This window comes from Pseudomonas sp. R19M, assembly GCF_050312585.1.
GTDB lineage: Bacteria > Pseudomonadota > Gammaproteobacteria > Pseudomonadales > Pseudomonadaceae > Aquipseudomonas > Aquipseudomonas palleroniana.
This window is the reverse complement of record NZ_JBNPJV010000051.1, coordinates 37871-62756: the sequence shown is the minus strand read 5'-3', so window position 1 is coordinate 62756 and position 24886 is coordinate 37871. Positions and strand designations below refer to the sequence as shown.

Below are 24886 nucleotides of genomic sequence, written 5' to 3'. Positions count from 1 at the left end.
GAATCCATGAGCACCGACAAGACCAACCAGTCCTGGGGCGGCCGCTTCAGTGAACCCGTCGACGCCTTCGTCGCCCGCTTCACCGCCTCCGTCACCTTCGACCAGCGCCTGTACCGCCACGACATCATGGGCTCGATCGCCCACGCCACGATGCTGGCCAAGGTCGGGGTGCTGACCGACGCCGAGCGCGACAGCATCATCGACGGCCTGACCACCATTCGCGGTGAGATCGAAGCCGGTACGTTCGACTGGCGCGTCGACCTGGAAGACGTGCACATGAATATCGAAGCGCGCCTCACCGATCGCATCGGTGTGACCGGCAAGAAGCTGCATACCGGTCGCAGCCGTAACGACCAGGTGGCCACCGATATCCGCCTGTGGCTGCGCGACGAAATCGACCTGATCCTGTCCGAGATCACCCGCCTGCAAAAAGGTTTGCTGGAGCAGGCCGAGCGCGAATCGGACACCATCATGCCCGGCTTCACCCATCTGCAGACTGCACAGCCTGTAACCTTCGGCCACCACCTGCTGGCCTGGTTCGAAATGCTCAGCCGCGACTACGAGCGCCTGGTGGATTGCCGCAAACGTGCCAACCGCATGCCGCTGGGCAGCGCCGCGCTGGCCGGTACCACGTACCCGATCGATCGTGAGTACACCGCACAACTGCTAGGTTTTGACGCCGTTGGCGGCAACTCCCTGGACGGCGTGTCGGACCGTGACTTCGCCATCGAATTCTGCGCCGCAGCCAGCATCGCGATGATGCACCTGTCGCGCTTTTCCGAAGAGCTGGTGCTGTGGACCAGCGCGCAATTCCAATTCATCGACCTGCCAGACCGCTTCTGCACCGGCAGCTCGATCATGCCGCAAAAGAAAAACCCCGATGTGCCCGAGCTGGTGCGCGGCAAAAGCGGTCGCGTGTTCGGTGCACTGATGGGCCTGCTGACCCTGATGAAAGGCCAGCCGCTGGCCTACAACAAGGACAACCAGGAAGACAAGGAGCCGCTGTTCGACGCGGCCGATACCCTGCGCGACTCGCTGCGCGCCTTTGCCGACATGATCCCGGCGATCAAGCCCAAGCACGCAATCATGCGTGAAGCGGCCCTGCGTGGGTTCTCCACCGCGACCGACCTGGCGGACTACCTGGTGCGCCGTGGCCTGCCGTTCCGTGACTGCCATGAAATCGTCGGGCATGCCGTCAAATACGGCGTGGATACCGGCAAGGACTTGGCGGAAATGAGTCTGGAAGAGCTGCGCCAGTTCAGCGACCAGATCGAGCAGGACGTGTTTGCCGTGCTGACCCTGGAAGGCTCGGTCAACGCCCGCAACCACGTGGGCGGCACTGCGCCGGCGCAGGTCAAGGCAGCCGTCGCGCGCGGCCAGGCCCTGCTCGCCAGCCGCTGATGCATGCTTGTGGGAGGGGGCTTGCTCCCTCCCACATTTTGAACAGCACCCATGCTGACTATTTCTTGGCAGCGATCATCGCCAAAAATGCTGGCATCGCCGCTTCCCTGTCCGCCGCCACCTTCTGGGCATTAGGCATGGCGTGCAGTCGCTCCAGCAACGCCTTGGCCTTCTCCAGACCTTCCAGAAAATCCAGCCCGAACAGCTTTTCGCCTACCGCACAGGCAAGGTTCACGCTGTACATGAAATAGAGGTCGGCAATCGTCAAACTCTCACCCGCCACATACGGTGCAAATTTGCCGTGGCGCCCTAATGATGCGATCCCCAACAGCAAATCAGCCTTGGATTTCTCCTTGATTGCGTCCGGCACCGGCATACCGAAAAATGCCTCGGCAAAACACGCGCGGGCCGGTAACTCGATATACAGTTCAATTTCCCGGCACAACGCCAACACCTGGGCGCGCTGAAACGGCTCGCCCGGCAACAGGGCAGGGCCTTCCTGGGTTTGCTCGATATATTCAAGGATCACGCTGGTCTCATTGATGAAACCCTGCTTCACGCCCAGCACCGGCACTTTGCCACGCGGGCTTACCGCCAGCGCCTCTGGAGTCTGGCCTGGGAAAAACAGCACTTCCTCAAACGGCAGCCCTTTCTCCATCAGCGCCAGTTTGACCATGTTGTAGTAGTTACTGACCGAAAAACCGTAAAGCTTGAGCATTGCGCGTGCCTCCATGCCATGTGTGGGGTTGGCTGCAAGCGTTATAGCCTCCCGAACCCGACCTTGCCAGCAGCATCACTTGCCTGAATGGGCGTAGACTGGCGTCCTTTCCTTGAGGAGCCTGCCATGAGCGAGCCGACCGATATCGACAACGACGAAGAAGAGTTCACCGAAAGCACGCTGACCCAGGCGATTGAAAACCAGATCGAGAGCGACAACCCGCCTGCCGCCAAGGCCACTTTCAACAAGCTGACGCTGGTAGGTTACGAGCGCGAAGACATTCTGAATCTCATGGCCCATGTATTGGCTGTCGAAATCGACAAGATGCTCGAAGAAGACCGCGCATTCGATACCCAATGGTACGAAACCGCGCTGCGTGCATTGCCCGACCTGCCTCCGGAAAACGCCTGAATCCAGGGATATTGGTGGCAGGGAAGCCCGCTTCCTCGCCACAAACTTGCGCCATATCAAGACCCAGGAGTTTGTGACTGGACAGCCCGGCAAAGTGCGTTCACCTTATGTCCTGCTAGCCTCTAATAAATTCTAGAAAGTCTGGAGTCCTTATGTCGTATACCCCTGAGTTGGTTGCCGAACTGGAAATCCTTGCACTCTTCAACCTGGACAGCTCCCAGGAAGGTCTTAAAGTCCACCAGACCGCTGCCCCCACTGCCATCGCCGCTGCCAGGCGCCTGTTTGAAAAAGAGCTGATCACCCAACCCGACGGCGGCTACCTGACAAGCCTCGGTCGGGATGCAGCCGAGCACGCCCAAGGCCTGCTGACTATTCTGAGCACCACGAAGAAAGAAGCCGCCTGAGACCTGATACCGCCCACGGAGTCCGCTGGCTGCGGATTCCGAGGGCATTGCTGTGTAATAGTGAAAAATCTGGCGCCAAAAAGCCTTTTCCCCTCTAAACCTCCTACCCTTCTGACTGTAAACTCCTACACGGCCGCCCATGTCGGGCTCTTCGAGCCAACGCCGCGAAATGACCCGCACCCACGAAATCCGCCCCGATCTGGATGAAGGCATCGACCGCAAGGTGCTGGCCCAGTTGCGCGCACGCTTCATGACCCTGAACGAGGGCCGCATGGCCCGCGCCGTCGAAGGGCTGACACCACGCCAGCAGAGCGTCTTGGCGATGTTGCCGCTGTTTTTCCACGTCAATCACCCGCTGTTGCCTGGCTACGTGTCCGGCAGCACCCCGGCCGGCCTGTCCAACTTCGAGCCCGACGCCCAAGCCCTCAATGAAGCCCAACGCCTGACTCGCTCGTTCTCCTACAAGCCACGCCCGGTCAATCAGCCCAGGCCGATCCACGGCCTGTTCCTGATGGGCAGCCTCGGCACCCTGGCCCAGGCGGATCAAAGCGATATGGACGTGTGGGTGTGCCACGCCCCGGACCTCAACGACAACGAACTGGCCGAGCTACGTAAAAAGTGCCAGCTACTGGAAGCCTGGGCCCTGACCATGGGCACCGAGGCGCACTTCTTCCTGATCGAACCGACGCGCTTTGTACTGGGTGAGCGTGATACGCAGCTCAGCTCCGACGACTGCGGGACCACCCAGCATTACCTGCTGCTGGATGAGTTCTACCGCACCGCCATCTGGCTGGCCGGGCGCACGCCGATCTGGTGGCTGGTGCCGGTGTATGAAGAAACCCGCTATGCCGAGTTCACCCATGCGCTGATTTCCAAGCGCTTTATCCGCGCCGACGAAACCCTCGATCTGGGCCACCTGGCGTACATTCCTCCAGGCGAGTTCATTGGCGCCGGCCTCTGGCAACTGTTCAAGGGCATCGAGTCGCCCTACAAGTCGGTGCTCAAGTTGCTGCTGACCGAGGTCTACGCCAGCGAACACCCGAACGTGCAGTGCCTGAGCCTGCGCTTCAAACGGGCGGTGTTCGCCAACCAGTTGGACCTGGATGAGTTGGACCCGTACATCGTGGTCTATCGGCGGATCGAGGAGTACCTCAAGGCCCGCAACGAGCCGGAACGTCTTGAGCTGGTGCGACGCGCGCTGTACTTGAAGGTCAACCGCAAACTCAGCGCCGGCCAGCGCACCACCAGTTGGCAACGCCTGCTGCTGGAACGGCTGGCCCACGAGTGGGGCTGGGACCCGCGTCAGCTGACCCTGCTGGACAGCCGCAGCCAGTGGAAAGTGCGCCAGGTCGCGCTGGAACGCCGGGCGTTGGTCAATGAGCTCAATTACAGCTACCGCTTCCTGACCCAGTTCGCCCGCACCGAGAAGACCGTCAGCCCGATCAACCGACGTGATCTCAATGTGCTGGGTCGACGCTTATATGCAGCCTTTGAACGCAAGGCCGGCAAGGTCGAGTTCATCAACCCCGGCATCGCCCCGGACCTGGCCGAAGACACCCTGACCCTGGTGCAATCGCCCAACCGCAAAGAACCCGGCCGGCATTACTGGGGCCTGTATAACGGTAACCTTACGGCCTTGGAATGGGAGCACTTCGCGCCGATCAAGCGCAGCCGCGACCTGCTGGAAATGCTCACCTGGTGCCATCGCAACGGCGTGATCGACAGCAGCACCCGCCTGGCGCTGCACCCGGGCACCAGTGACATGACGGAGTTCGAGCTGTTCAACCTGCTGGGCAGCCTGCAGCAGACCATCGCCCTGCCCTTGGTCAGCGTCGATGAAGAACGCCTGCTGCGTTCGGCGGTTCCGGAAGAAGTGTTGTTGCTGATCAATGTCGGCGTCGACCCGCTCAAACATCACCGCGACCTGAACATCCTGATGACCACCGAGCGCACCGACTCGCTCAGCTATGCCGGTGTACGCGACAACCTCGTGCTGACCCTGGATCAGGTCACGCTCAATAGCTGGAACGAGGTGATGGTCAGCCGTTACGACGGCCCCCACGCGCTGCTCGAATGCTTGCGTGACTACCTCAACCAACTGCCGCCGAATCACTTGCCCAGGTTGCGGGTACGCTGCTTCTGCCACAACCGTGCGCAGTTCATTGCCCAGCGCGTCGAAGAAATCTTCGATACCGCACAAAACCTGCTGATCGGCCAAGGCAATCACCGTTACCTGCTCCAGGTGCAGCAGCATTATCACGTGATGGAACTGGTGCCGGGGCAGGCCAACCATGTGTCGCTGCCAACCCAGGACGCACTGATCGCCTACCTCAGCGAAGAACTCGCCAGCTACAGCCCGCTGCACCTGGACGCCATGGCCCTGGAAGACCACGACTTGGCGTTGCTGCTGCCCATGGGCCTGGCCGATTGCGTACAGGTGTTCTACCGGGTCAATGAAGGTCATGCCGAGTTGTACGTACTGGATGAGTTCAATGCGCTCTGGCAGCAACGCCTGCCCTTTCATGACGAACAGAGCCTGTTGGCACCGTTGCAACGTTTCCTTCAATCGATCATCTATCGCCGCGAAGCCCTGTCGTCCCTGGACACGCAACAACCGCTGGGCGAAGTGCGAACCCTGTATTACCAGCTATTGCCGTCCGGCAGCACCCGTGCACGCGGCATCGAGCCTCGGCCGGCACCTTCGACCCCGGCCGACAAAGCGTTTTATGAGGTACAGGCGATTATCGGCAAAGCCGCTCACGGCCGAGTGGGCATCACGCTGTACTGCAATCAGCGCGAGTTTTCCGAACTGGAATTTGGCGACCAACTGTTTGCCGTGGTCGCCCAGGAGATCGTCGGGCAACGCCGCGAAGCCGAGCGCTACCGCTGCTACATCACCGACCTGGACCTCTCGGGCCTGCTCGGTGACGTGCAAAGCCCGAGCAACCTGTATCTGCGCTACAAGGCCGAGCTCGAACTCTCGCTCAACAAGGCGCTGAACCAGGTTTAGAGAGGAAAGGCGCCGCCATCCTTGGGCTGGCCTTCAACGCTGAGCAACTCCAGCTTGAGGGTCTTGCCGCCCGGTGCCGGCCAGTCGATGTGCTGGCCTATCTGCAGGCCGAGCAACGCACTGCCCACCGGTGCCAGGATCGAGATTTTGCCTTCATCGGCGTTCGCGTGTTTCGGGTAGACCAGGGTCAGGTGGTAGTCCTTGCCGCTGCCTTGCTCGCGACAATGCACGCTGGAGTTCATGGTCACGACACCCGCAGGCACTTCATCGTGACCAACCACGTCTTCGGCGCGGTCGAGTTCGGCTTGCAACGCTTCGACGCCGGGAGACTCGTCGCCCAAGCGGTCGATCAATTGCTCCAGGCGCTGCACGTCAAGACGGGTGAGGATGATGGAAGGTGCGGTGGTCATGATTCAGGCAGACTCCTTTTTTCTGCACAAAAAAGCAAAACCCCGCCAAAAAAGGCGGGGTTCTCGCGGACCTCGATGAGTTGAGGTGTATCCGGACACTACCACAGCGTCACAAATAAACAAGACGGCCTCAGCCACGCGCCCTGCGCTGCTCGGCTTCGGCACAAATCACCCGGCGCCGGGAATCGTCGGCAGAGCGCCATTCACGGATGTCTTCCACGTGACGAAAGCAGCCAAGGCAGACTTTCTGCTCATCCAGTCGACACAAACTGATACAAGGTGACGGCACCGCCGGGCTGACATTACTGAACAGTGGCTTTGGCGGGCGTGCAGGTGCGGGCTGGGTCACCGTCAGATCTCGTCGAAGTCCAGCTCGACGCCGGTGTAGTCGTTGACCAGGCGCGTGAGCATCTCGCTCAGCAGCTCTTCACTCTTGTCGCACTGCCATTTGCCGCTTTCTTCGTCGTAGTCGAAGTGAACACCACCAGAACGCGCCGCCAGCCAGAGCTGACGCAGCGGCTCCTGACGACTGAAGATCAGCTGCTGGCCGCTCTCGAACTTGACCGTCAGCACGCCAGCCGAATTTTCCAGATCCACGTCCAGGCCGCTGTCGTCGAAAATATCTTCCAGCGCCTGCTGGGTCGAATCCACCAAGTCGTGAAAACGGGCTTCGGTCAAACTCATTGTGGCAACCTCAAAAGTGTCTGGTTCTGCTCAAGCGCCGCACCATACGGGCGAGCTTCGCCGATTGCAAAGGATACCGATTTCAACACGATTGGCGGCGTGAAATATCCTCAAGCAGCGTAGTACGCTTCCCGGCCGTCTCGGCAAACCCCCGCCGGACGGGTATTTCAGCGCATAGGCAAGCTGGCGGGTGGTCGGTATACTCGGGCGCAATTAATGCATATTCAAGGATTTCGCCATGAAGCGCCTGATCTCTTCCCTTGCTGCGCTCGTCGCGGTTGCTTGCCTCGTTAGTGCCTGTGGTCAAAAAGGCCCGCTGTACCTGCCGGATGACAGCAAAGACCCGAACGACCAGGCACAATCGTCGCAAAAGCCATCCAAAGCGCATAAGCACGACACCTACGAATAAGGGAACTCCATGGACGCTTTTAACTACCGGGACGGCGAGCTGTTCGCGGAAGGCGTGGCGTTGTCCGCGATTGCCGAGCGCTTTGGCACCCCGACCTATGTGTACTCCCGTGCGCATATCGAAGCCCAATACCGCAGCTTTGCCGACGCGCTGGAAGGCACACCAAGCCTGGTGTGCTACGCGGTCAAGGCCAATTCCAACCTGGGTGTACTGAATGTCCTGGCGCGCCTGGGCGCCGGTTTCGACATCGTCTCCCGTGGCGAGCTGGAACGCGTGCTGGCAGCCGGTGGCAAAGCGGACAAGATCGTGTTTTCCGGCGTCGGCAAAACCCGCGAAGACATGCGCCGTGCGCTGGAAGTCGGCGTGCATTGCTTCAACGTCGAATCCACCGACGAGCTTGAGCGCCTGCAAGTGGTCGCCGCCGAGATGGGTGTTCGTGCGCCGATCTCCCTGCGCGTCAACCCGGACGTCGATGCCGGCACCCACCCGTACATTTCCACCGGTCTCAAAGAGAACAAGTTCGGCATCGCCATTGCCGACGCCGAAGACGTGTACATCCGCGCCGCCCAACTGCCCAACCTGGAAGTGCTGGGTGTTGACTGCCACATCGGCTCGCAACTGACCACGCTGCCACCGTTCCTGGACGCCCTCGACCGCCTGCTGGCACTGGTCGACCGTCTCGGCGAATGTGGTATCTACCTGCACCACATCGACCTCGGTGGTGGTGTGGGCGTGCGTTATCGCGACGAAGAGCCGCCGCTGGTGGCCGACTACATCAAGGCAGCACTCCAGCGCATCGAGGGCCGCGGCCTGACGCTGATGTTCGAGCCGGGCCGCTACATCGTTGCCAATGCCGGCGTGCTGCTGACCCAGGTCGAGTACCTCAAGCACACCGAGCACAAGGATTTCGCCATCGTCGACGCGGCGATGAACGACCTGATCCGCCCGGCGCTGTACCAGGCCTGGATGAACGTCACCGCTGTAACACCACGCGAAGGTGTTGCACGCGCCTACGACATCGTCGGCCCGATCTGCGAGACCGGCGATTTCCTGGCCAAGGATCGTCAGTTGGCCCTGGAAGAAGGCGACCTGCTGGCCGTACATTCGGCGGGTGCCTATGGGTTTGTCATGAGTTCCAACTACAACACCCGCGGCCGTACCGCCGAGGTGCTGGTGGACGGTGATCAAGCGTTCGAAGTGCGTCGCCGCGAGACGGTAGCCGAGTTGTATGCTGGCGAAAGCCTGCTGCCGGAGTAAGCCATGCTGCTGCGTTTTACCAAGATGCACGGGCTGGGCAATGACTTCATGGTCCTCGACCTGGTCAGCCAGCACGCGCACATCCAGCCCAAACACGCCAAACAGTGGGGCGACCGTCACACCGGCATTGGCTTCGACCAGCTGCTGATCGTCGAGGCGCCGAGCAACCCGGAGGTGGATTTCCGTTATCGGATCTTCAACTCCGACGGTTCCGAAGTGGAACAGTGCGGCAACGGTGCACGTTGCTTTGCGCGCTTCGTGCTGGACAAGCGCCTGACCGCCAAACGCCAGATTCGCGTCGAGACCAAGGGCGGCGTGATTGAACTGGATGTCCGCAACGACGGCCAGATCAGCGTCAACATGGGCGAGCCCCGCCTGGTGCCGGCAGACATTCCGTTCCAGGCTACCGAGCAGGCCGCAAGCTACGCGCTGGAGGTTGACGGCAAGAACGTCGACATCGCTGCCGTCTCCATGGGCAACCCGCATGCCGTGCTGCGGGTCAATGACATCAACAACGCTCCTGTGCATGAATTGGGGCCGAAAATCGAACATCACCCGCGCTTTCCGGCACGGGTCAATGTGGGCTTCCTGCAGGTGATCGACCGTTCCCGCGCGCAATTGCGTGTATGGGAACGCGGCGCCGGCGAAACTCAGGCTTGCGGTACCGGTGCTTGCGCCGCTGCCGTGGCCGCGATCAGCCAGGGGTGGATGGATTCGCCGTTGCTGATCGACCTGCCCGGCGGACGCTTGTCCATCGAATGGGCAGGCCCTGGCCACCCGGTGATGATGACCGGGCCGGCCTCGCGCGTATACGAAGGACAGGTCCGTCTATGAGTGAGCCAAACCAATGACCGATAAGCCTCAAGTACCCGCACAAGCATCCCCAACCGACAGTCTGGAGGCCGCTGCCGTCGCGGCGTACCTTGAGGCTCATCCGGACTTTTTCGTCGATCACGAAGAACTGCTGCCGGCGCTGCGCATCCCTCACCGGCGCGGCGACACCGTTTCGCTGGTTGAGCGCCAGATGAACATCCTGCGCGAGCGCAATATCGAAATGCGCCATCGGCTCTCCCATCTGATGGACGTGGCCCGCGACAATGACCGCCTGTTCGACAAGACACGCCGCCTGATCCTGACCCTGATGGACGCCAACAGCCTGGAAGAGACGGTGATCGCCGTGGAAGACAGCCTGCGCCAGGACTTCCAGGTCCCGTTTGTCAGCCTGATCCTGTTCAGCGATAACCCGATGCCGGTGGGTCGCTGGGTCAGCGGTGGCGAGGCACAGACCGCTATCGGTGGCCTGCTGTCCGAAGGCAAGACCATCAGCGGCACCTTGCGCGAACACGAGCTGGACTTCCTGTTTGGTGCCGAACAACGCAAGCAGATCGGCTCCACCGCCGTGGTCGCCCTCAGCCACCAGGGCCTGCATGGCGTATTGGCCATCGCCAGTCGGGATCCTGCGCACTACAAGAGCTCGGTGGGCACGTTGTTCCTGACCTACATCGCCGAAGTGCTTGGCCGCGTATTACCGCGCTTCACCAGCACCTTGCGCGCGGTGCGCTAGCCATGGAACGGCAACTGGACGCTTATTGCGCTCACCTGCGCAACGAGCGCCAGGTGTCGCCCCATACCCTGCAAGCCTATCGGCGGGACCTGGACAAGGTCCTGGCACACTGTAAAAAACAGCAGATCACCAGCTGGAAAGCCCTGGATATCCAGAGCCTGCGCAGCCTGATCGCCCGCCTGCACCAGGCCGGCCAATCTTCGCGCAGCCTGTCACGCCTGCTATCAGCGGTGCGTGGCCTGTATCACTTTCTGAACCGCGAGGGTCTGTGCGACCACGACCCGGCCAATGGCCTCTCTCCGCCGAAGGGCGAACGACGCCTGCCGAAGACGCTGGATACCGATCGCGCCCTGCAATTGCTCGATGGCGCCGTTGAAGACGACTTCCTCGCCCATCGCGACCAGGCGATCCTTGAGCTGTTCTACTCCTCTGGCCTGCGGCTATCGGAACTGACCGGCCTGAACCTTGACCAACTGGACCTGGCCGACGGCCTGGTGCAAGTGCTCGGCAAGGGCAGCAAGACCCGCGTGCTGCCGGTGGGCCGCAAAGCCCGAGAAGCGTTGCAACTGTGGCTGCCGCTGCGCGCCCTGGCCAACCCGGTGGACGATGCTGTGTTTATCAGTCAACAGGGCCGGCGCCTCGGACCACGGGCAATCCAACTGCGGGTCAAGGCGGCCGGAGAGCGAGAATTGGGGCAGAACCTGCATCCACACATGCTGCGCCACTCCTTTGCCAGCCATCTGCTCGAATCCTCCCAGGACCTGCGTGCGGTACAGGAGCTGCTCGGCCACTCCGATATCAAGACCACGCAGATCTACACCCACCTCGATTTCCAACACCTGGCAACGGTATACGACAGCGCCCATCCTCGGGCCAAACGTATCAAGGGCGGCGACTCATGAGTATCAAGCTGATCACTTTCGACCTGGACGACACCCTGTGGGACAACGTCCCCGTCATTATCAGTGCCGAAGCGTCGATGCGCGAATGGCTGGCGACCCATGCCGCCAAGGTCGGCGACCTGCCGCTTGAGCATTTCGCCAGCCTGCGCCAGCAAGTGCTGGAGCGCCATCCCGAGTTGAAGCATCGCATCAGCATCCTGCGTCACCGGATACTGCTGCACGCATTTGAAGAGGCCGGCTATCCACCGCCTGAAGCCGCACAGATGGCGGACATATGCTTCGAAGCCTTCATCCATGCGCGTCATCAACTCACCCCTTTTCCCGAGGCCGAGCCCATGCTTCAAGCCTTGCGCCAGCACTTCCTGCTGGGGGTGATCACCAATGGCAATGCCGATGTGCAACGTGTGGGGCTGGCGGACTACTTTCACTTCGCCCTGCGCGCTGAAGATATCGGCATTGCCAAGCCGGATGCGCGACTGTTTCAAGAGGCATTGCAGCGGGGTGGCGTGGATGCCGACCAGGCGGTGCATATTGGCGATCATCCGGGGGATGACATCGCTGGGGCGCAGCAGGCGGGCCTTCGGGCGGTGTGGTTCAACCCGACGGGCAAGGCGTGGGAAGCGGACAAGCGTCCGGACGCGGAGATCCGCAGCCTGACCGAGTTACCGCCACTGCTCGCCCGCTGGCAATAACTTGTAGTGAGCGGGCTTGCCCCGCGCTGGGGGGCGAAGCCGCCCCAACAAGGACATCGCGGTATTTCAGAAAGACCGAGGCGCCTGGGTTTAGGGCGGCTTTGCCCCCCAGCGCGGGGCAAGCCCGCTCACTACAATGACCAGGGCATGAAAAAGCCCGCAGCGACGGCGGGCTTTTTCTTACAAGCAGGTGGCTGACCTCAGATAGGTCGGCTGCCGTACTTGTTATCCGGCTTCTTCGGTGGGTCTGCCACCACGTTAGCCTCGACTTCCTGCACTTTGCCACCTTTGGCGAGGAACTCTTCCATCGCACGGGCCAGCGCGTCGCGCTCTTTGTTCTTGGCTTCAACACTCGGCAGTTCGTCTACCGAAACCGCAGCCTTGGCTTTGCCTTTGGCCGCAGGAACAGGTACATCATCGCCACCGTCGTCTTCAGCAACGTCTTCCGCCGCGGCTTCAAGACCTTCTTCGGTGTCGTCGTCGTCACCGACTTCGAGGTCGTCGTTTTCCAGATCATCGTCGCTCATGTTCTACCTCATGACTTGCGAAAAGCAGATTAGTTATAGCCCAGCTTCGCCTTCTGTCGAAGGTCGCCGGAAAAAAATCAACATCCACCGGATAACCAGTGGCTTATGCCTCATCACCGTGCAAGGTGGCGAGGACTTTACGAGCACCGCCATGATCACGGTGCTCGCCCAGATAAACACCTTGCCAGGTCCCCATCGCCAAGCGGCCGGCCTTGACCGGCAGACTCAGCTGGCAGCCCAGGAGACTGGCCTTGAAGTGCGCCGGCAGATCATCCGGACCTTCGTCGTTGTGTTCAAACCCCGCACGGCCCTGCGGCACCAGTGAGTTGAAATAACGTTCGAAGTCACGGCGAACCGCCGGATCGGCGTTCTCGTTGACCGTCAACGAGGCCGAGGTGTGCTGCAACCACAGATGCAACAGGCCCACGCGACATGCCTTCAATTCAGGCAAGCCGGCGAGCAACTCATCGGTTACCAGGTGAAAGCCCCGGGGCTTGGCCCGCAGAGTAATCAGGGTCTGTTGCCACATACAGTTCTCCGCCTATCGGCGCGCATTCTAGCGTGCTCTGGAAAAAAACAAAGTGCCGAATACGCCTACATGCCTGTAAGACATTCGCACGGTAAAAAGTGCCGTGTGCACCGCATCACAAAGTCCGCACAAAAACCGTTACAGCCTTTTGGAACTGACAAACGCCAGACAAAAAAATGCCCGGCAAGCCGGGCATCTTTTTTCCGCGGATTTACAAGTTGTAACCGCGTTCGTTGTGTTGCGCCAGATCGAGGCCGACCGCCTCTTCTTCGTCGGTAACCCGCAGGCCCATCACCACATCCAGCACCTTGAGGATGATGAAGGTCACGATGGCCGTGTAGATCACAGTGAAGCCGACGCCTTTGCACTGAATCCAGACTTGCGCCGCGATATCAGTGGTGGCTGCGTTGAAGCCGCCCAGCGAAGGTGCCGCGAACACACCAGTCAGGATCGCACCCAGGATACCGCCGATACCGTGCACGCCGAAGGCATCCAGGGAGTCGTCGTAACCCAGCTTGCGTTTCAGGGTAGTGGCGCAGAAGAAACACACCACACCGGCGGCCAGGCCGATCACCAGTGCGCCCATCGGGCCCACGGTGCCGGCGGCTGGAGTGATTGCCACCAGGCCAGCCACCACGCCCGAGGCGATGCCCAGTGCGCTCGGCTTACCGTGGGTGATCCACTCGGCGAACATCCAGCCCAGTGCCGCAGCAGCGGTAGCGATCTGGGTCACCAGCATTGCCATACCGGCAGTACCGTTGGCAGCCGCTGCGGAGCCGGCGTTGAAGCCGAACCAACCCACCCACAGCATGGCCGCGCCGACCAGGGTGTAACCCAGGTTGTGCGGTGCCATCGGGGTGGTCGGGAAGCCTTTACGCTTGCCGAGTACCAGGCACGCCACCAGGCCAGCCACACCCGCGTTGATGTGCACCACGGTGCCACCGGCGAAGTCCAGCACGCCCCAGTCGCCCAGCAACGAACCCGGACCGCCCCATACCATGTGGGCAATCGGTGCGTAGACCAGGGTGAACCAGACGCCCATGAAGATCAGCATCGCGGAGAACTTCATACGCTCGGCAAAAGCACCGACGATCAGCGCAGGAGTAATGATGGCGAAAGTCATCTGGAAGGTGACGAACACTGCCTCGGGAAACAGCGCCGCAGGGCCCGTGATGCTCGCTGGGGTCACACCCGACAGGAACAACTTGGACAGGCCGCCCACGAAGGAGTTGAAGTTGACGACGCCCGCTTCCATACCGGTGGTATCGAACGCCATGCTGTAGCCGTAGACAAACCACAGGATGGTGATCAGGCCAGTGATGGCGAAGCACTGCATCATCACGGAAAGAATGTTTTTGGAGCGCACCATGCCGCCGTAAAACAGCGCCAGACCCGGAATGGTCATGAACAGCACCAGCGCGGTGGAGGTGAGCATCCATGCCGTGTCGCCGGAATTGAGGACTGGAGCAGGTGCTGGGTCCGCCGCCAATGCCAGGGCGGGCATTACGAGGGACAACAGGGCTCCTAGCCCTGCGAATTTACGCAGAGTCATATTGTTTTCTCCTGGGGCGTTAAGGGGTTTGACGGCTTAGATTGCGTCGGTATCGGTTTCGCCGGTACGGATGCGAATAGCCTGTTCCAGATTGACCACGAAGATCTTGCCGTCACCGATCTTGCCGGTGTTGGCCGCCTTGGTTATCGCCTCGATAACCCGGTCAAGATCCTTGTCGTCAATGGCGACATCAATCTTCACCTTCGGCAGGAAATCGACCACGTATTCCGCGCCGCGATACAGCTCGGTATGACCCTTCTGCCGACCGAAGCCTTTGACCTCAGTAACGGTAATGCCCTGCACGCCGATCTCGGACAGTGACTCGCGTACATCGTCCAACTTGAACGGCTTGATGATGGCAGTGACTAGCTTCATGAAAACTCTCTCCCGAATTGGTGGACTTGCCCCAGGAAAACAAACCCGTCTCAAGTCTAAGCGCAGTGCCTGGCTTTGTAACGCATCGTCGCCTCGACAATTACCGTGGCGACGCCAGCGAACCACTGGTGACGAAACCTGTACCCCTGATCCGTCGGCGCACTGCATTCGTCACAGCGACTGCATCAGTGCATGGGTCATGATCGTCTAAGCAGAAACCTTGCCAGCTCCGTAAAAATCATTGAAATCAGTCCATTGCCCACTTGTGCCCACCTGCGGGGCGTTTTGACGACGCCAATGCGCACAAAAACAGTGCGCTACCGCCAGACCTCCTGCGCGAAAAGCGTGCGCTCGCGGCCGTGAAAAAGACTATAGACGCTGCGTGATACACTGGCGCCCAACAGTTTTCCGGAATATTTCCCATGCTCGCGCCCAAAGACTTCCTCGACGCCCTCAGCGGCCACGCCTCTCGCTTGTTCAGCGGCGAAACCCCGCTGCCTCGCACTGAAATCGAAAGCCAATTCAAGGCGCTGTTGCAAAGCGGCTTCAGCAAGCTCGACCTGGTGAGCCGGGAAGAATTTGACAGCCAGATGGTCGTGCTTGCCCGCACGCGAGCGCGACTCGAGAGCCTGGAGGCGAAGGTGGCGGAACTGGAAGCCAGGCTGACGCCACCCGCCGAATGAGCACGGTCAGTGTGGGCGCTGTCGAGCGTTAGCCCGGCAGAGCCCACATAAAGCGCTGCTGCCTGCGCCGGATACGTTCTGTAAAACCTCCCCCGCTTCGCTCTTCCCCGCCTCGTCTACCCTTGAAAAACCGCAAGAAGCGGCACCCTTTTCAAGGAACGCGCATGTCCCTCGCCATCGTCCACAGCCGCGCCCAGGTTGGCGTCGAAGCCCCCGCAGTGACCGTCGAAGTGCACATGGCCAATGGTCTGCCATCGCTCACATTGGTGGGTTTGCCGGAAACGGCTGTGAAGGAAAGCAAGGACCGCGTGCGCAGTGCGATCCTCAACTGCGCACTGCAATACCCGTCCCGCCGCATCACCCTCAACCTCGCGCCCGCCGACCTGCCCAAGGACGGCGGGCGTTTTGATCTGGCGATTGCCTTGGGGATCCTGGCAGCCAGTGTGCAGGTGCCGGCATTGATGCTCGATGATGTGGAATGCCTGGGAGAGTTGGCGCTGTCCGGCGAGGTGCGGGCAGTCAAAGGGGTGCTGCCGGCGGCGTTGGCTGCGCGCAAGGCCGGGCGCACTGTAATAGTGCCTCGGGCGAATGCCGAAGAAGCCTGCCTGGCGTCGGGGTTGAAGGTGATTGCGGTGGATCACCTGCTGCAGGTGGTGGCGCACTTGAATGGGCATGTGCCGATTGAGCCCTATAAGTCCGACGGCTTGCTGTGCCTGAACAAACCCTATCCGGACCTGAGCGAAGTACAGGGCCAGCTTGCGGCCAAACGCGCGTTGCTGATTGCCGCTGCGGGCGCGCATAACCTGCTGCTCAGCGGGCCGCCCGGCACCGGCAAGACCTTGCTCGCCAGCCGGCTGCCCGGGTTATTGCCACCGTTGAGTGAGCAGGAGGCGTTGGAAGTCGCGGCGATTCAATCAGTAGTCAGCCTGGCGCCGCTGAGCCATTGGCCGCACCGGCCCTTTCGCCAGCCGCACCACTCGGCTTCCGGGCCGGCGCTGGTAGGCGGCGGTTCAAAACCACAGCCGGGCGAAATTACCCTGGCCCATCACGGCGTGTTGTTTCTGGATGAGTTGCCAGAGTTTGATCGCAAGGTACTTGAGGTGCTGCGCGAACCCCTGGAATCAGGGCATATCGTCATCTCCCGCGCCCGTGATCGCGTCAGTTTCCCGGCCCGCTTCCAGTTGGTCGCCGCCATGAACCCCTGCCCTTGCGGCTACATGGGCGAACCCAGTGGACGCTGCCGCTGTACACCGGAGCAGGTCCAGCGCTACCGCAACAAACTCTCGGGGCCATTGCTGGATCGCATCGACCTGCATCTCACCGTGGCCCGGGAAGCCACCGCGCTGAACCCAACCTCAAAAGCTGGCGATAACACAGCCCAGGCATCGGCACGGGTCGCTCAGGCCCGCGATCGCCAACAGCGACGCCAGGGCTGTGCAAATGCTTTCCTTGATCTGCCGGGGTTGCGCGAGCACTGCAAGCTGGCCAAGGTTGATGAAGGCTGGCTGGAAAGTGCCTGTGAACGGCTGACGCTTTCCCTGCGCGCAGCCCATCGGCTACTCAAGGTGGCGCGTACGCTTGCCGACCTTGAGCAAGCCGACAGCATCACCCGGACTCATTTGGCGGAGGCCTTGCAGTATCGGCCTGCGGCGACCGGCTAAGGCCCCTTGGGAAAGTCCAACAACAACCGGGCCACTTCCATGACTTCGTCCAACGCCGCTTCGGCCGCCTCTGGGGAGGGTTTGAGCATCAGGTCATCGGCGTAGCCCATCGCCACGGCAAAGATCTGGCGGGCAGCGCGTTGGGGCGAGTCACAACGCACGACTTTGGCAGCGACACATCGCTCGATCACTTCAGCGAGCATGCCTTGCCACTGAGCATTGATCACCAAATAAGCATGCGCCATTTCCGGGTCTTGCATCGCTTCGTCCCAAGCATCAAGCCATAGTGCCCAGCCAGCATCGGCGGTGCTCGGAAGGCAGTCACACAAGAAACCCACCAACGCCTCCAGAGGCGGCGCCTCTGCCAGCGGTGCACGCACTTCGTCCAACTGTTCGTTGGCAAACCGCACAAAGGCTTCGCGGCGCAGTTCCTTCCAGTCGCTGAAATAGTGATAAACGTGGCTGCGGGAAAGTCCGGCATGTTCAGCCAGATCACGGGTAGACACATCAGCAAAACCCTTGCTACGAAACAGTTCCAGGGCAGCGGCGATGATCTGGTCTTTACGGTCAATACGCGACATTGGGCATTTCCTTCAGGCGCGGGAAGATAAACGGCGCTTGCTTTTTGAGCGATCGCTCAAGGATACTTGAGCAGTCGCTCAATAATAGCGTTTATCATCCCTCTGGTGCACCCATGTCATCCGTCCCCCCACAAATTCTGATCGAAGAAAGCAAGAAAATCGGCCAGCAATCTGCCGGTCAAACCTTAAAAGCCATCGCCAAAGCCTATCCCGGCAAGTTGTCCTGCACACTGTCGCTGGTCGCATTGGAAAACGCGCTATTGCTGGCCTACCCATTGTTTGCAGGGTTTGCGGTGGACTCCATCATTCGCGGCGACCCGCGCAGCGCGCTGTTCTACGCCGTCGTGGTCATGGCGTTCTGGGTAGTCGGGGCCGCACGACGGGCTCTGGATACGCGCACGTTCACACGGATCTATGCCGACCTTGCGGTGCCTGTCATTCTCAACCAGCGCCAACAAAACCACAGCACCTCGAAATCCGCGGCACGCGTGGTACTCGCACGTGAGTTTGTCGACTTCTTTGAAAAGCACGTGCCGATCATTGCCACGGCTTTGGTGTCGATTATCGGCGCGGCGGTGATGTTGATCGTGATTGAGCCTTGGGTAGGCCTGGCCTGCGTGGCTGCACTGCTGCTGTGCATCACGCTGTTGCCACGCTTTGCCCAACGCAACCAGGCATTGCATGAGCGCCTGAATGATCGCTTGGAGAAAGAAATCGGCCTGGTGGAAAAAGTCGGCGCACCCACCTTGCACCGCCACTACCACGTGCTGTCACGTCTGCGAATCTGGCTTTCAGACCGTGAGGCCGCCGCGTACCTGTTCCTCGGCACGCTGGCAGCGCTGCTGTTCGTGGTTGCCATCTCTCAGTTGACGCTGTCGACAGCAGTCATGGCCGGTCACGTATATGCGGTCATGACCTACCTCTGGACCTTCGTCACCAGCATGGACGAAGCACCCGGGATGGTCGATCAACTGGCGCGCCTGAAGGACATTGGCAAGCGCGTGGACCCTGGCCTCGACAATCGTTAAGCCTTAGCGCGCAGCCCGTCTGTTCAGGTGCGGGGCACGCGGGCTTTTGGCTCTTCATGCACGATCATGGCCTTGCGGCTTGGTAGACGCCCATTGAGCAGGGCGTAAGCCGCCAACCCGATCAGCAAGCCCCAAAACGCCCCGCCTATGCCCAGCAAGGTGATATTCGCGGCGCACGCCAAGAAGGTAATCAACGAAGCTTCCCGGGATTTGGCCTCTGCCATAGCATTGGCCAGGCTCATTCCGATGGTGCCGAGCAGGGCCAGCCCGGCGAGTGTCGTAATGAATGTCGCCGGGAATGCCATGAATACGGCAGCCAAGGTCACCCCGAACACCCCGACAAGGATGTAGAACACGCCCGCAGCCACGCCAGCGATCCAACGCTTGGCTGGGTCTTGCGATGCTTCCTTGCCAGTGCAGATGGCTGCGGTGATGGCCGCGATGTTAAACGCGTGCGAGCCGAAGGGCGCCATTAGCAGCGAGCCCAACCCGGTCACCATCAAGATGGGGTTCGCGCTGGCCTGGAAACCATCATTACGCAACACCAGCATGCCGGGCATGTACTGACCCGTGAGGGTGATCAGAAACAGCGGCAGTGCCACGCTGAGCAGCGCATTAATCGAAAACTGGGGCGTGGTGAAAACGGGGGCCGCCACTTGCAGCGACAACCCCGAAAGATCCACTCGGTTCTGTGCAAGCAGAAAAACCAGCCCGAGTACCAGAATGCCGACGACCGCATAGCGAGGGGCAAACCGCTTGAGCACCACATAGGTGGCAACCAGCAGCCCAGCCAGCGTGGGATCCAGGCTCACGCCCTCAAATGCGCCAATCCCGAACTGCAGCAGAATCCCGGCCAACATGGCCGCAGCGATACCGCGTGGAATCAACCGGATGACTTTTTCAAAACAACCGGACAACCCAAGCAGCGCAAACGCGATGGCCGAAATAATGTACGCACCGACGGCTTCGGCATAGGGCGTGGTGGACAACGCCACAACCAGAAACGCCGCAGCGGGCGTCGACCACGCAGTAATGATTGGCTCACGGCTCACCCAACTGAGAAACAAGCCGGTCACTCCAACACCAATCGAAACCGACCAGACCCACGAAGCCGTCAATTCGGGACTAAGCCCGGCCGCCTTGGCCGCCTGGAAAACCAGAACGAATGTGCCGCCATAGTTGACGATGACGGAAATAAGCCCGGCCATCACGGGATGGATAAGCTCATGCAGCCGCAACGATGACCGGTAGGTTGAGGAAGACATGCGTCATTTGCTCCTTGCAATACGAGGTATCAAACCTCGCGTGAAGATAATTCATAGCTCTGGAATGCCTGGGGTCATCCACCTACTCCGAAGGAGTCGGACGCAGACCACGCGTGCCAGCCTTGCACGCGCAGGGCTGTAGTGCGGACTAAAGTCTAGGGATAAACTGGCCTGGCATTACAGGCCAATTCATCAAAGCAGGGCAGACCGCATGAAAAGGACGTTCGAGCTGGAAACGCTGAAAATGCGGATCAACGATGCGCAATTTCAGGTATTGGATCTGCATCAGCGAATTCAACGCGCACTGCGCGCCCTGATCCTTGACGATGCACTCGCCCCCGGTCTCAAGCTGCCTGCGACACGGGTTTTGGCCAAATCTCTGGGAGTGGCTCGCGATACCGTAGAGAACGCCTACGTATTGCTGCAGCGGGATGGTTTTATCGTGCGCCGCGGGGGCTCAGGCAGTTATGTATGCCAAGCCATAGGCGCCGAGCTGTGCGGAAAGCCCCGCCGACGTATCAAGGCGCTGGAAGACAAAAGCAGCCGGGCTGAAGCGGGTGTCGGCTTGAGCCAACGCGGTCGCATGATCCTCGACAGCGGTGGCGTGAACGATCAACAGATGATCAGGGCATTCGCCACCGGCCTGCCTGAGACCCGGACGTTTGCGATCGATGTATGGGAGCGCTTGCAACGCCAAGTGACGAAAGACTATCGCAGCAGCGTGTTATTGCATGGCGACCCGCAGGGAGCCGAACCATTGCGCAAAGCCATCGCCACCTATCTGAACCTGGAGCGCGGGGCCAAATGCTCCCCTGATCAGATACTGGTGCTCAGCAGTACTCGCCAGGCGCTTTTCCTATGCGCTCAGTTGCTAGTAGACGTCGGCAAACCGATTCTGATGGAAAATCCAGGATACTTCGGCGCCCGCAAAGCCTTCGAAACCGCAGAGGCCAAGGTCATACCCATTGATGTCGATGGGCTGGGCATACGTACCGAACTGCTGCACGCCGACCGCAGCGGCGCCAATTGTGTGTACGTCACCCCCTCTCACCAATACCCCACCGGCGCCACGTTGCCACTGGAGCGACGCCTTGAGTTGATCAACTGGGCGGCAGAAAAGGGCAAATGGGTTATTGAAGATGACTACGACAGCGAGTTTCACTATGACGGCAAACCCACCGCCTGCGTGCAAGGCTTGGATAAATACCAGCGCACGCTGTACATCGGCACCTTCAGCAAGACCCTCTACCCCGGCCTGCGCATGGGTTACATGGTGTTGCCTCACGAACTGATCAGCGCCTTCACCTATGCCCGCAGCATGATGGATGGCCACACGCCACAGCTCCAGCAACTGACGCTGGCGCGCTTCATGGAAGACGGCCATTACAACGCCCATGTCCGCGCAATGCGCAAGCTCTACGCCGGACGCCAATCGATCTTGCTGGATGCCCTAGGCAAACACTTGGGCGATATCGTCACCGCGTCTCGCCCCCAGGGCGGGCTGCAAATTCCGTGTTTGCTGCACGATGGCTGGTCGGAGGCAATGACTATCCGCCAGGCTGAGAGCTGCGGTGTACAACTGCCCGGCCTCAGCAGGCTGTATGCTGGCGATGAGAAGAAACAAGGGTGGTTATTGGGCTACTCGTCCTTGACCGCCCATGAAATCGAAGCCGCCGTACTGCGTTTGGCCAAGGCGCTGAGAACACCTCAGGCGACACCCTGGGCTAAGTGACCCAGGGCAAAACGATCAACGAAACCGATCCACTTCATGGCGCAAGCCCGCCGCCAGGGTTTCCAGCTCCTTGGCGGTAAACGCCAGGTTCGACACCACTTCACGCTGCTCGCTGTTGGCCAACGCAATGCTCTGCAGATTGCTGCTGAGCACATTTGCGGTGCTGCTCTGCTCCTGGGTCGCCGTGGTGATCGCCGCGAACTGCTGCCCGGCCGAGCGGCTTTGTTCGTCGATACGTGCCAGGGCCGAGGCCACGTCGGCGTTACGCGACAAGCCTTCCTGCATCAGCACATTGCCGTGTTCCATGGTGCTGATGGCGTTGCCGGTTTCCTGTTGGATGCTCTGGATCATCCCGGAAATTTCGTCAGTGGCTTGGCGGGTACGCGACGCCAAGTTGCGCACTTCGTCAGCAACCACGGCAAAGCCACGCCCCTGCTCACCGGCACGGGCGGCCTCGATCGCGGCGTTGAGCGCCAACAGGTTGGTCTGTTCGGCGATCGAGGTGATCACCCCCACAATCCCGCCGATTTCCTGGGAACGCTGGCCCAAGGTGTTGATCACCGTGGCCGTGCTGTTCAGCGCGGCGGCGATGTGTTCCAGGGACGACGACGCCTCTTGCATCGAGGTACGGCCAATGCGGGTTTGCTGGGCGTTTTCCTGGGCCAGGCGTTCGGTATTGCCCATGTTGTCGGCAATGTTCAACGACGTGGCGCTGAATTCTTCCACCGCACCGGCCATGCTGGTGATCTCGCCGGACTGTTGCTCCATGCCTTCATACGCGCCGCCGGACAGACCGGACAATGCCTGCGCCCGGCTATTGACCTCTTCGGCTGCCTTGCGGATGTGCGACACCATGGTCGACAGCGCTTCGCCCATCTGGTTGAAGGCGCGCGCCAACTGACCGATTTCATCATGGCTGGACACGTTCAAGCGTGCGCTCAAATCGCCGGCACCCAGGGCTTCGGCCTGGCGTACCAGGTCACTCAGGGGCTGCAGTTTGCGGCGCAGCAACCACACCACTGCGCCCACCGCCAGCAACATCGCCAACACGCTGCCGATCACCAGGCGGATCCCCACCGCCCAGGTCACCGAGCGAATCTCGGACTTCGGCATGCTCGCCACAACCGACCACGGGCCGCCCTCAAAGGGCACCGCGACGCTATAGAAGTCTTCGTTCTTGTCACTCCAGAATTGCCCTTCGCCCGGCGCTTTCGCCAGTTCGAGCATCACGGGGATGGCCTGGTCCGGTGCCTGCACGCCAGCGGGTGGTACCAGCCAGTGTTTCTGTTCATCGAGCAAGGCCAGGGAACCGGTCTGGCCGATACGGAAACGCTTGAGATTGTCGAACTGGGCCTTCTGCTCATCGGTGTAGTCAAAACCGATGAACAACACGGCGATCACTTTGCCGCCAGCGTCCCGCACCGGGGTGTACTGGGTCATATAGGCCCGGTCGAACAACACCGCACGGCCGACATAACCCTGCCCAGCCAGCAGGCGCTGGTACGCCGGGTGCTGGTGATCGAGCACGGTGCCGATGGCGCGGTTGCCGTCCTGCTTGGTCAGGGAGGTGCTGACGCGGACAAAGTCTTCACCGCTGCGTACGAATACCGTGGCCACACCGCCGGACATTTGCTTGAAAGCGTCCACTTCCCCGAAGTTGTTGTTCAACACCACGTCGCCCAGGTACAGGCTCGGCGTTTGCACACCGGCCACGGTAACCGGCTGGTCCGGCCGCACGCTCAACCCGGCGCCGAAGCGCTTTTCAAACAGCCCGCTCAAACGCTGGGTACTTTCGCGCAAGGTGCCGTGGAAGGTATTGAGTTGATCGGCGAGCAGGCGTGCCTCGCTGGCCAGGTGTTCCTCGCGGGTGTCGAGGTTGGCGGAGTCGAGGGAACGCAGGGCGAAAACCGTACTGCCGCTGATGGCGACAGCCAGAATCACGGCCAAGGCGAGACCTAATTGGGAGGCGATCCGAGCGCGAGGTTGAGACATGACAGCTCCTGGCCGAGGCCAGGATCATCCTGATCTCATAGCGTTGCTCGGCAAATTATCTAGTGGGTAGCAAGGGTGCACGATGGTTCCACACCCCTTCTTCGGCGGGCGCGGGCAATACTTGAGTGCTGTGCAGAGGTATCGCGCAAACGATTGCAACCCACGCTCAATCCAGGCGCTCAACCTGTGGCAATTCCATCGCACGGACTTCCCCTTGAAGAAACTCCGCCAGCCGCCGCAAGCGCTCACCACCGGGGCGGGTTTTCGGCCATACCAGGTAGTAATTTTCCCCACTGGCCACCGCTGTCGGCCAGGGCAGGCTCAAGCGCCCCTGGGCCACATCCTCGGCCACCATCAACAGATCGCCCATGGAGACCCCGTAACCTCTCGCGGCAGCGATCATGCCCAACTCAAGGGTGTCGAACACCTGCCCGCCCTTGAGCGACACCTGGGATGACAGCCCCATGCGCTCCAGCCAGTTGCGCCAATCGCGGCGGTCGGGCGTGGGATGCAACAGTTCGGCGCCGGCCAGGCGCGCGACGTCCCAAGGCCCATCCTCCAGCAGGTTCGGCGCCCCCACTGGAACCAGCAACTCGGGGAACAGGTAAACGGCCTCCAGATCCGCCGGAAAATGCCCGTAGCTGAGCAGCACCGCGCAGTCGAAGGGCTCCTGGTTGAAGTCGACCTCATCCACGCTCATCCACGCGCTGGTCAGTTGCACCTCATTGCCCGGCTGCAGGGCCCGGAAGCGACTGAGCCGCGCCAGCAGCCAACGCATGGTCAACGTGGGCGGTGCCTTCATGCGCACAATGTCATCTTCGGCGTTCAAGGTCTCGCAGGCCCGCTCCAGGGCAGCGAAACCTTCGCGCACGCCGGGCAACAACAGGCGCGCGGCTTCAGTGAGCTGCAAGGTCCGACCGCTGCGCTGGAACAGGCGACAGGCAAAATGCTCCTCCAGCGTGCGAATGTGCCGGCTCACTGCACTCTGGGTAATCGACAGCTCCTGCGCCGCACGGGTGAAGGAGTTATGCCGGGAAGCGGCTTCAAAGGCGCGCAAGGCATAAAGCGCAGGCATACGACGAGACATTGAGAAGCTCCT

General features: G+C 60.8%; 26 protein-coding genes. 14 read left to right on the top strand and 12 right to left on the bottom strand.

Going from position 1 to position 24886, the window contains the following annotated elements; all coding sequences use genetic code 11:
- The first annotated feature begins 6 nt into the window (after window positions 1–6).
- Window positions 7–1401 (top strand): argininosuccinate lyase, encoded by a 1395-nt coding sequence (gene argH, locus ACQRBT_RS10210; RefSeq protein WP_034110688.1) that lies wholly within the window; start codon window positions 7–9, stop codon window positions 1399–1401.
- Between the two features lie 58 nt (window positions 1402–1459).
- Here argH and ACQRBT_RS10205 read toward each other — a convergent pair whose 3' ends face one another.
- On the bottom strand, window positions 1460–2119 hold the full coding sequence (locus ACQRBT_RS10205) for a glutathione S-transferase family protein (RefSeq protein WP_104995003.1): 660 nt from the start codon (window positions 2117–2119) through the stop codon (window positions 1460–1462).
- A 126-nt stretch (window positions 2120–2245) separates the two neighbouring features.
- On the opposite strand from ACQRBT_RS10205, the gene ACQRBT_RS10200 reads away from it, so the two are divergent.
- The 3 genes from ACQRBT_RS10200 (at window position 2246) to ACQRBT_RS10190 (ending at window position 5944) form a co-directional block, all read left to right on the top strand.
- Window positions 2246–2530: a hypothetical protein gene (locus tag ACQRBT_RS10200; protein WP_060753611.1), complete on the top strand. Its 285-nt coding sequence runs from the start codon at window positions 2246–2248 to the stop codon at window positions 2528–2530.
- Window positions 2531–2682: 152 nt separating this feature from the next.
- A complete protein-coding gene (locus ACQRBT_RS10195) occupies window positions 2683–2934 on the top strand; it encodes a TIGR02647 family protein (RefSeq protein ID WP_060753612.1) in 252 nt (83 codons plus the stop codon).
- Window positions 2935–3103: 169 nt separating this feature from the next.
- Complete coding sequence (locus ACQRBT_RS10190) at window positions 3104–5944, top strand: class I adenylate cyclase (protein WP_161548615.1); 2841 nt, start codon at window positions 3104–3106, stop codon at window positions 5942–5944.
- On the opposite strand, the gene rnk is transcribed toward ACQRBT_RS10190, so the two are convergent.
- The 3 genes from rnk to cyaY all read right to left on the bottom strand — a co-directional run bounded on the left by rnk (window position 5941) and on the right by cyaY (window position 7038).
- The gene (rnk, locus tag ACQRBT_RS10185) at window positions 5941–6354 is read right to left on the bottom strand and encodes a nucleoside diphosphate kinase regulator (protein ID WP_060753614.1); all 414 of its coding nucleotides are present in this window, start codon (window positions 6352–6354) and stop codon (window positions 5941–5943) included. The genes ACQRBT_RS10190 and rnk overlap by 4 nt on opposite strands.
- 130 nt (window positions 6355–6484) lie before the next feature.
- Window positions 6485–6703, bottom strand: a complete 219-nt coding sequence (locus tag ACQRBT_RS10180; RefSeq protein WP_412046206.1) for a DUF1289 domain-containing protein — start codon at window positions 6701–6703, stop codon at window positions 6485–6487.
- A gap of 2 nt (window positions 6704–6705) precedes the next feature.
- Window positions 6706–7038: an iron donor protein CyaY gene (cyaY, locus tag ACQRBT_RS10175; RefSeq protein WP_060753615.1), complete on the bottom strand. Its 333-nt coding sequence runs from the start codon at window positions 7036–7038 to the stop codon at window positions 6706–6708.
- A 238-nt stretch (window positions 7039–7276) separates the two neighbouring features.
- Here cyaY and lptM point away from each other — a divergent pair, with 238 nt between their 5' ends.
- From lptM to ACQRBT_RS10145, 6 genes are read left to right on the top strand one after another with little or no spacing between them, the layout of a single operon-like run.
- Window positions 7277–7447 (top strand): LPS translocon maturation chaperone LptM, encoded by a 171-nt coding sequence (gene lptM, locus ACQRBT_RS10170; protein WP_078739734.1) that lies wholly within the window; start codon window positions 7277–7279, stop codon window positions 7445–7447.
- Between the two features lie 9 nt (window positions 7448–7456).
- Window positions 7457–8704, top strand: coding sequence for a diaminopimelate decarboxylase (gene lysA, locus ACQRBT_RS10165; RefSeq protein ID WP_104995005.1), 1248 nt, complete (start codon window positions 7457–7459; stop codon window positions 8702–8704).
- Window positions 8705–8707: 3 nt separating this feature from the next.
- Window positions 8708–9538, top strand: a complete 831-nt coding sequence (dapF, locus tag ACQRBT_RS10160) for a diaminopimelate epimerase (protein ID WP_090368005.1) — start codon at window positions 8708–8710, stop codon at window positions 9536–9538.
- Window positions 9539–9551: 13 nt separating this feature from the next.
- Complete coding sequence (locus ACQRBT_RS10155) at window positions 9552–10268, top strand: DUF484 family protein (protein ID WP_060753618.1); 717 nt, start codon at window positions 9552–9554, stop codon at window positions 10266–10268.
- 2 nt (window positions 10269–10270) lie between these two features.
- Window positions 10271–11170 (top strand): tyrosine recombinase XerC, encoded by a 900-nt coding sequence (gene xerC / locus ACQRBT_RS10150; protein WP_060753619.1) that lies wholly within the window; start codon window positions 10271–10273, stop codon window positions 11168–11170.
- Window positions 11167–11862, top strand: a complete 696-nt coding sequence (locus ACQRBT_RS10145) for an HAD family hydrolase (protein ID WP_412046207.1) — start codon at window positions 11167–11169, stop codon at window positions 11860–11862. The genes xerC and ACQRBT_RS10145 overlap by 4 nt, the downstream gene beginning before the upstream one ends.
- A gap of 200 nt (window positions 11863–12062) precedes the next feature.
- Here ACQRBT_RS10145 and sutA read toward each other — a convergent pair whose 3' ends face one another.
- The 4 genes from sutA to glnK form a co-directional block, all read right to left on the bottom strand.
- Window positions 12063–12389, bottom strand: coding sequence for a transcriptional regulator SutA (sutA, locus tag ACQRBT_RS10140; protein WP_060753621.1), 327 nt, complete (start codon window positions 12387–12389; stop codon window positions 12063–12065).
- 103 nt (window positions 12390–12492) lie between these two features.
- Window positions 12493–12918 (bottom strand): secondary thiamine-phosphate synthase enzyme YjbQ, encoded by a 426-nt coding sequence (locus ACQRBT_RS10135; RefSeq protein WP_060753622.1) that lies wholly within the window; start codon window positions 12916–12918, stop codon window positions 12493–12495.
- 211 nt (window positions 12919–13129) lie between these two features.
- Window positions 13130–14470: an ammonium transporter gene (locus ACQRBT_RS10130; RefSeq protein ID WP_104995009.1), complete on the bottom strand. Its 1341-nt coding sequence runs from the start codon at window positions 14468–14470 to the stop codon at window positions 13130–13132.
- 36 nt (window positions 14471–14506) lie between these two features.
- Complete coding sequence (glnK, locus tag ACQRBT_RS10125; RefSeq protein ID WP_002555808.1) at window positions 14507–14845, bottom strand: P-II family nitrogen regulator; 339 nt, start codon at window positions 14843–14845, stop codon at window positions 14507–14509.
- A 422-nt stretch (window positions 14846–15267) separates the two neighbouring features.
- On the opposite strand from glnK, the gene ACQRBT_RS10120 reads away from it, so the two are divergent.
- Together ACQRBT_RS10120 and ACQRBT_RS10115 are read left to right on the top strand one after the other, a co-directional pair.
- Entirely contained in the window at window positions 15268–15528 is a 261-nt protein-coding gene (locus tag ACQRBT_RS10120; RefSeq protein ID WP_060753624.1) for an accessory factor UbiK family protein, read from the top strand.
- A gap of 164 nt (window positions 15529–15692) precedes the next feature.
- A complete protein-coding gene (locus ACQRBT_RS10115) occupies window positions 15693–17189 on the top strand; it encodes a YifB family Mg chelatase-like AAA ATPase (protein ID WP_104995010.1) in 1497 nt (498 codons plus the stop codon).
- On the opposite strand, the gene ACQRBT_RS10110 is transcribed toward ACQRBT_RS10115, so the two are convergent.
- Window positions 17186–17770, bottom strand: a complete 585-nt coding sequence (locus tag ACQRBT_RS10110; RefSeq protein WP_060753641.1) for a TetR/AcrR family transcriptional regulator — start codon at window positions 17768–17770, stop codon at window positions 17186–17188. The two genes, ACQRBT_RS10115 and ACQRBT_RS10110, sit on opposite strands and share 4 nt — an antisense overlap.
- 113 nt (window positions 17771–17883) lie before the next feature.
- On the opposite strand from ACQRBT_RS10110, the gene ACQRBT_RS10105 reads away from it, so the two are divergent.
- The gene (locus ACQRBT_RS10105) at window positions 17884–18798 is read left to right on the top strand and encodes an ABC transporter six-transmembrane domain-containing protein (protein ID WP_412046208.1); all 915 of its coding nucleotides are present in this window, start codon (window positions 17884–17886) and stop codon (window positions 18796–18798) included.
- Between the two features lie 23 nt (window positions 18799–18821).
- On the opposite strand, the gene ACQRBT_RS10100 is transcribed toward ACQRBT_RS10105, so the two are convergent.
- The gene (locus ACQRBT_RS10100; RefSeq protein WP_104995011.1) at window positions 18822–20063 is read right to left on the bottom strand and encodes a benzoate/H(+) symporter BenE family transporter; all 1242 of its coding nucleotides are present in this window, start codon (window positions 20061–20063) and stop codon (window positions 18822–18824) included.
- A gap of 211 nt (window positions 20064–20274) precedes the next feature.
- Here ACQRBT_RS10100 and ACQRBT_RS10095 point away from each other — a divergent pair, with 211 nt between their 5' ends.
- Window positions 20275–21795, top strand: a complete 1521-nt coding sequence (locus ACQRBT_RS10095; protein WP_060753644.1) for a PLP-dependent aminotransferase family protein — start codon at window positions 20275–20277, stop codon at window positions 21793–21795.
- A gap of 15 nt (window positions 21796–21810) precedes the next feature.
- Here the strand turns inward: ACQRBT_RS10095 and ACQRBT_RS10090 are convergent, their stop codons facing one another.
- Together ACQRBT_RS10090 and ACQRBT_RS10085 are read right to left on the bottom strand one after the other, a co-directional pair.
- Window positions 21811–23787, bottom strand: a complete 1977-nt coding sequence (locus tag ACQRBT_RS10090; RefSeq protein WP_412046209.1) for a methyl-accepting chemotaxis protein — start codon at window positions 23785–23787, stop codon at window positions 21811–21813.
- A gap of 166 nt (window positions 23788–23953) precedes the next feature.
- Window positions 23954–24874 (bottom strand): LysR substrate-binding domain-containing protein, encoded by a 921-nt coding sequence (locus ACQRBT_RS10085; RefSeq protein ID WP_060753646.1) that lies wholly within the window; start codon window positions 24872–24874, stop codon window positions 23954–23956.
- Between the last annotated feature and the right edge of the window lie 12 nt (window positions 24875–24886).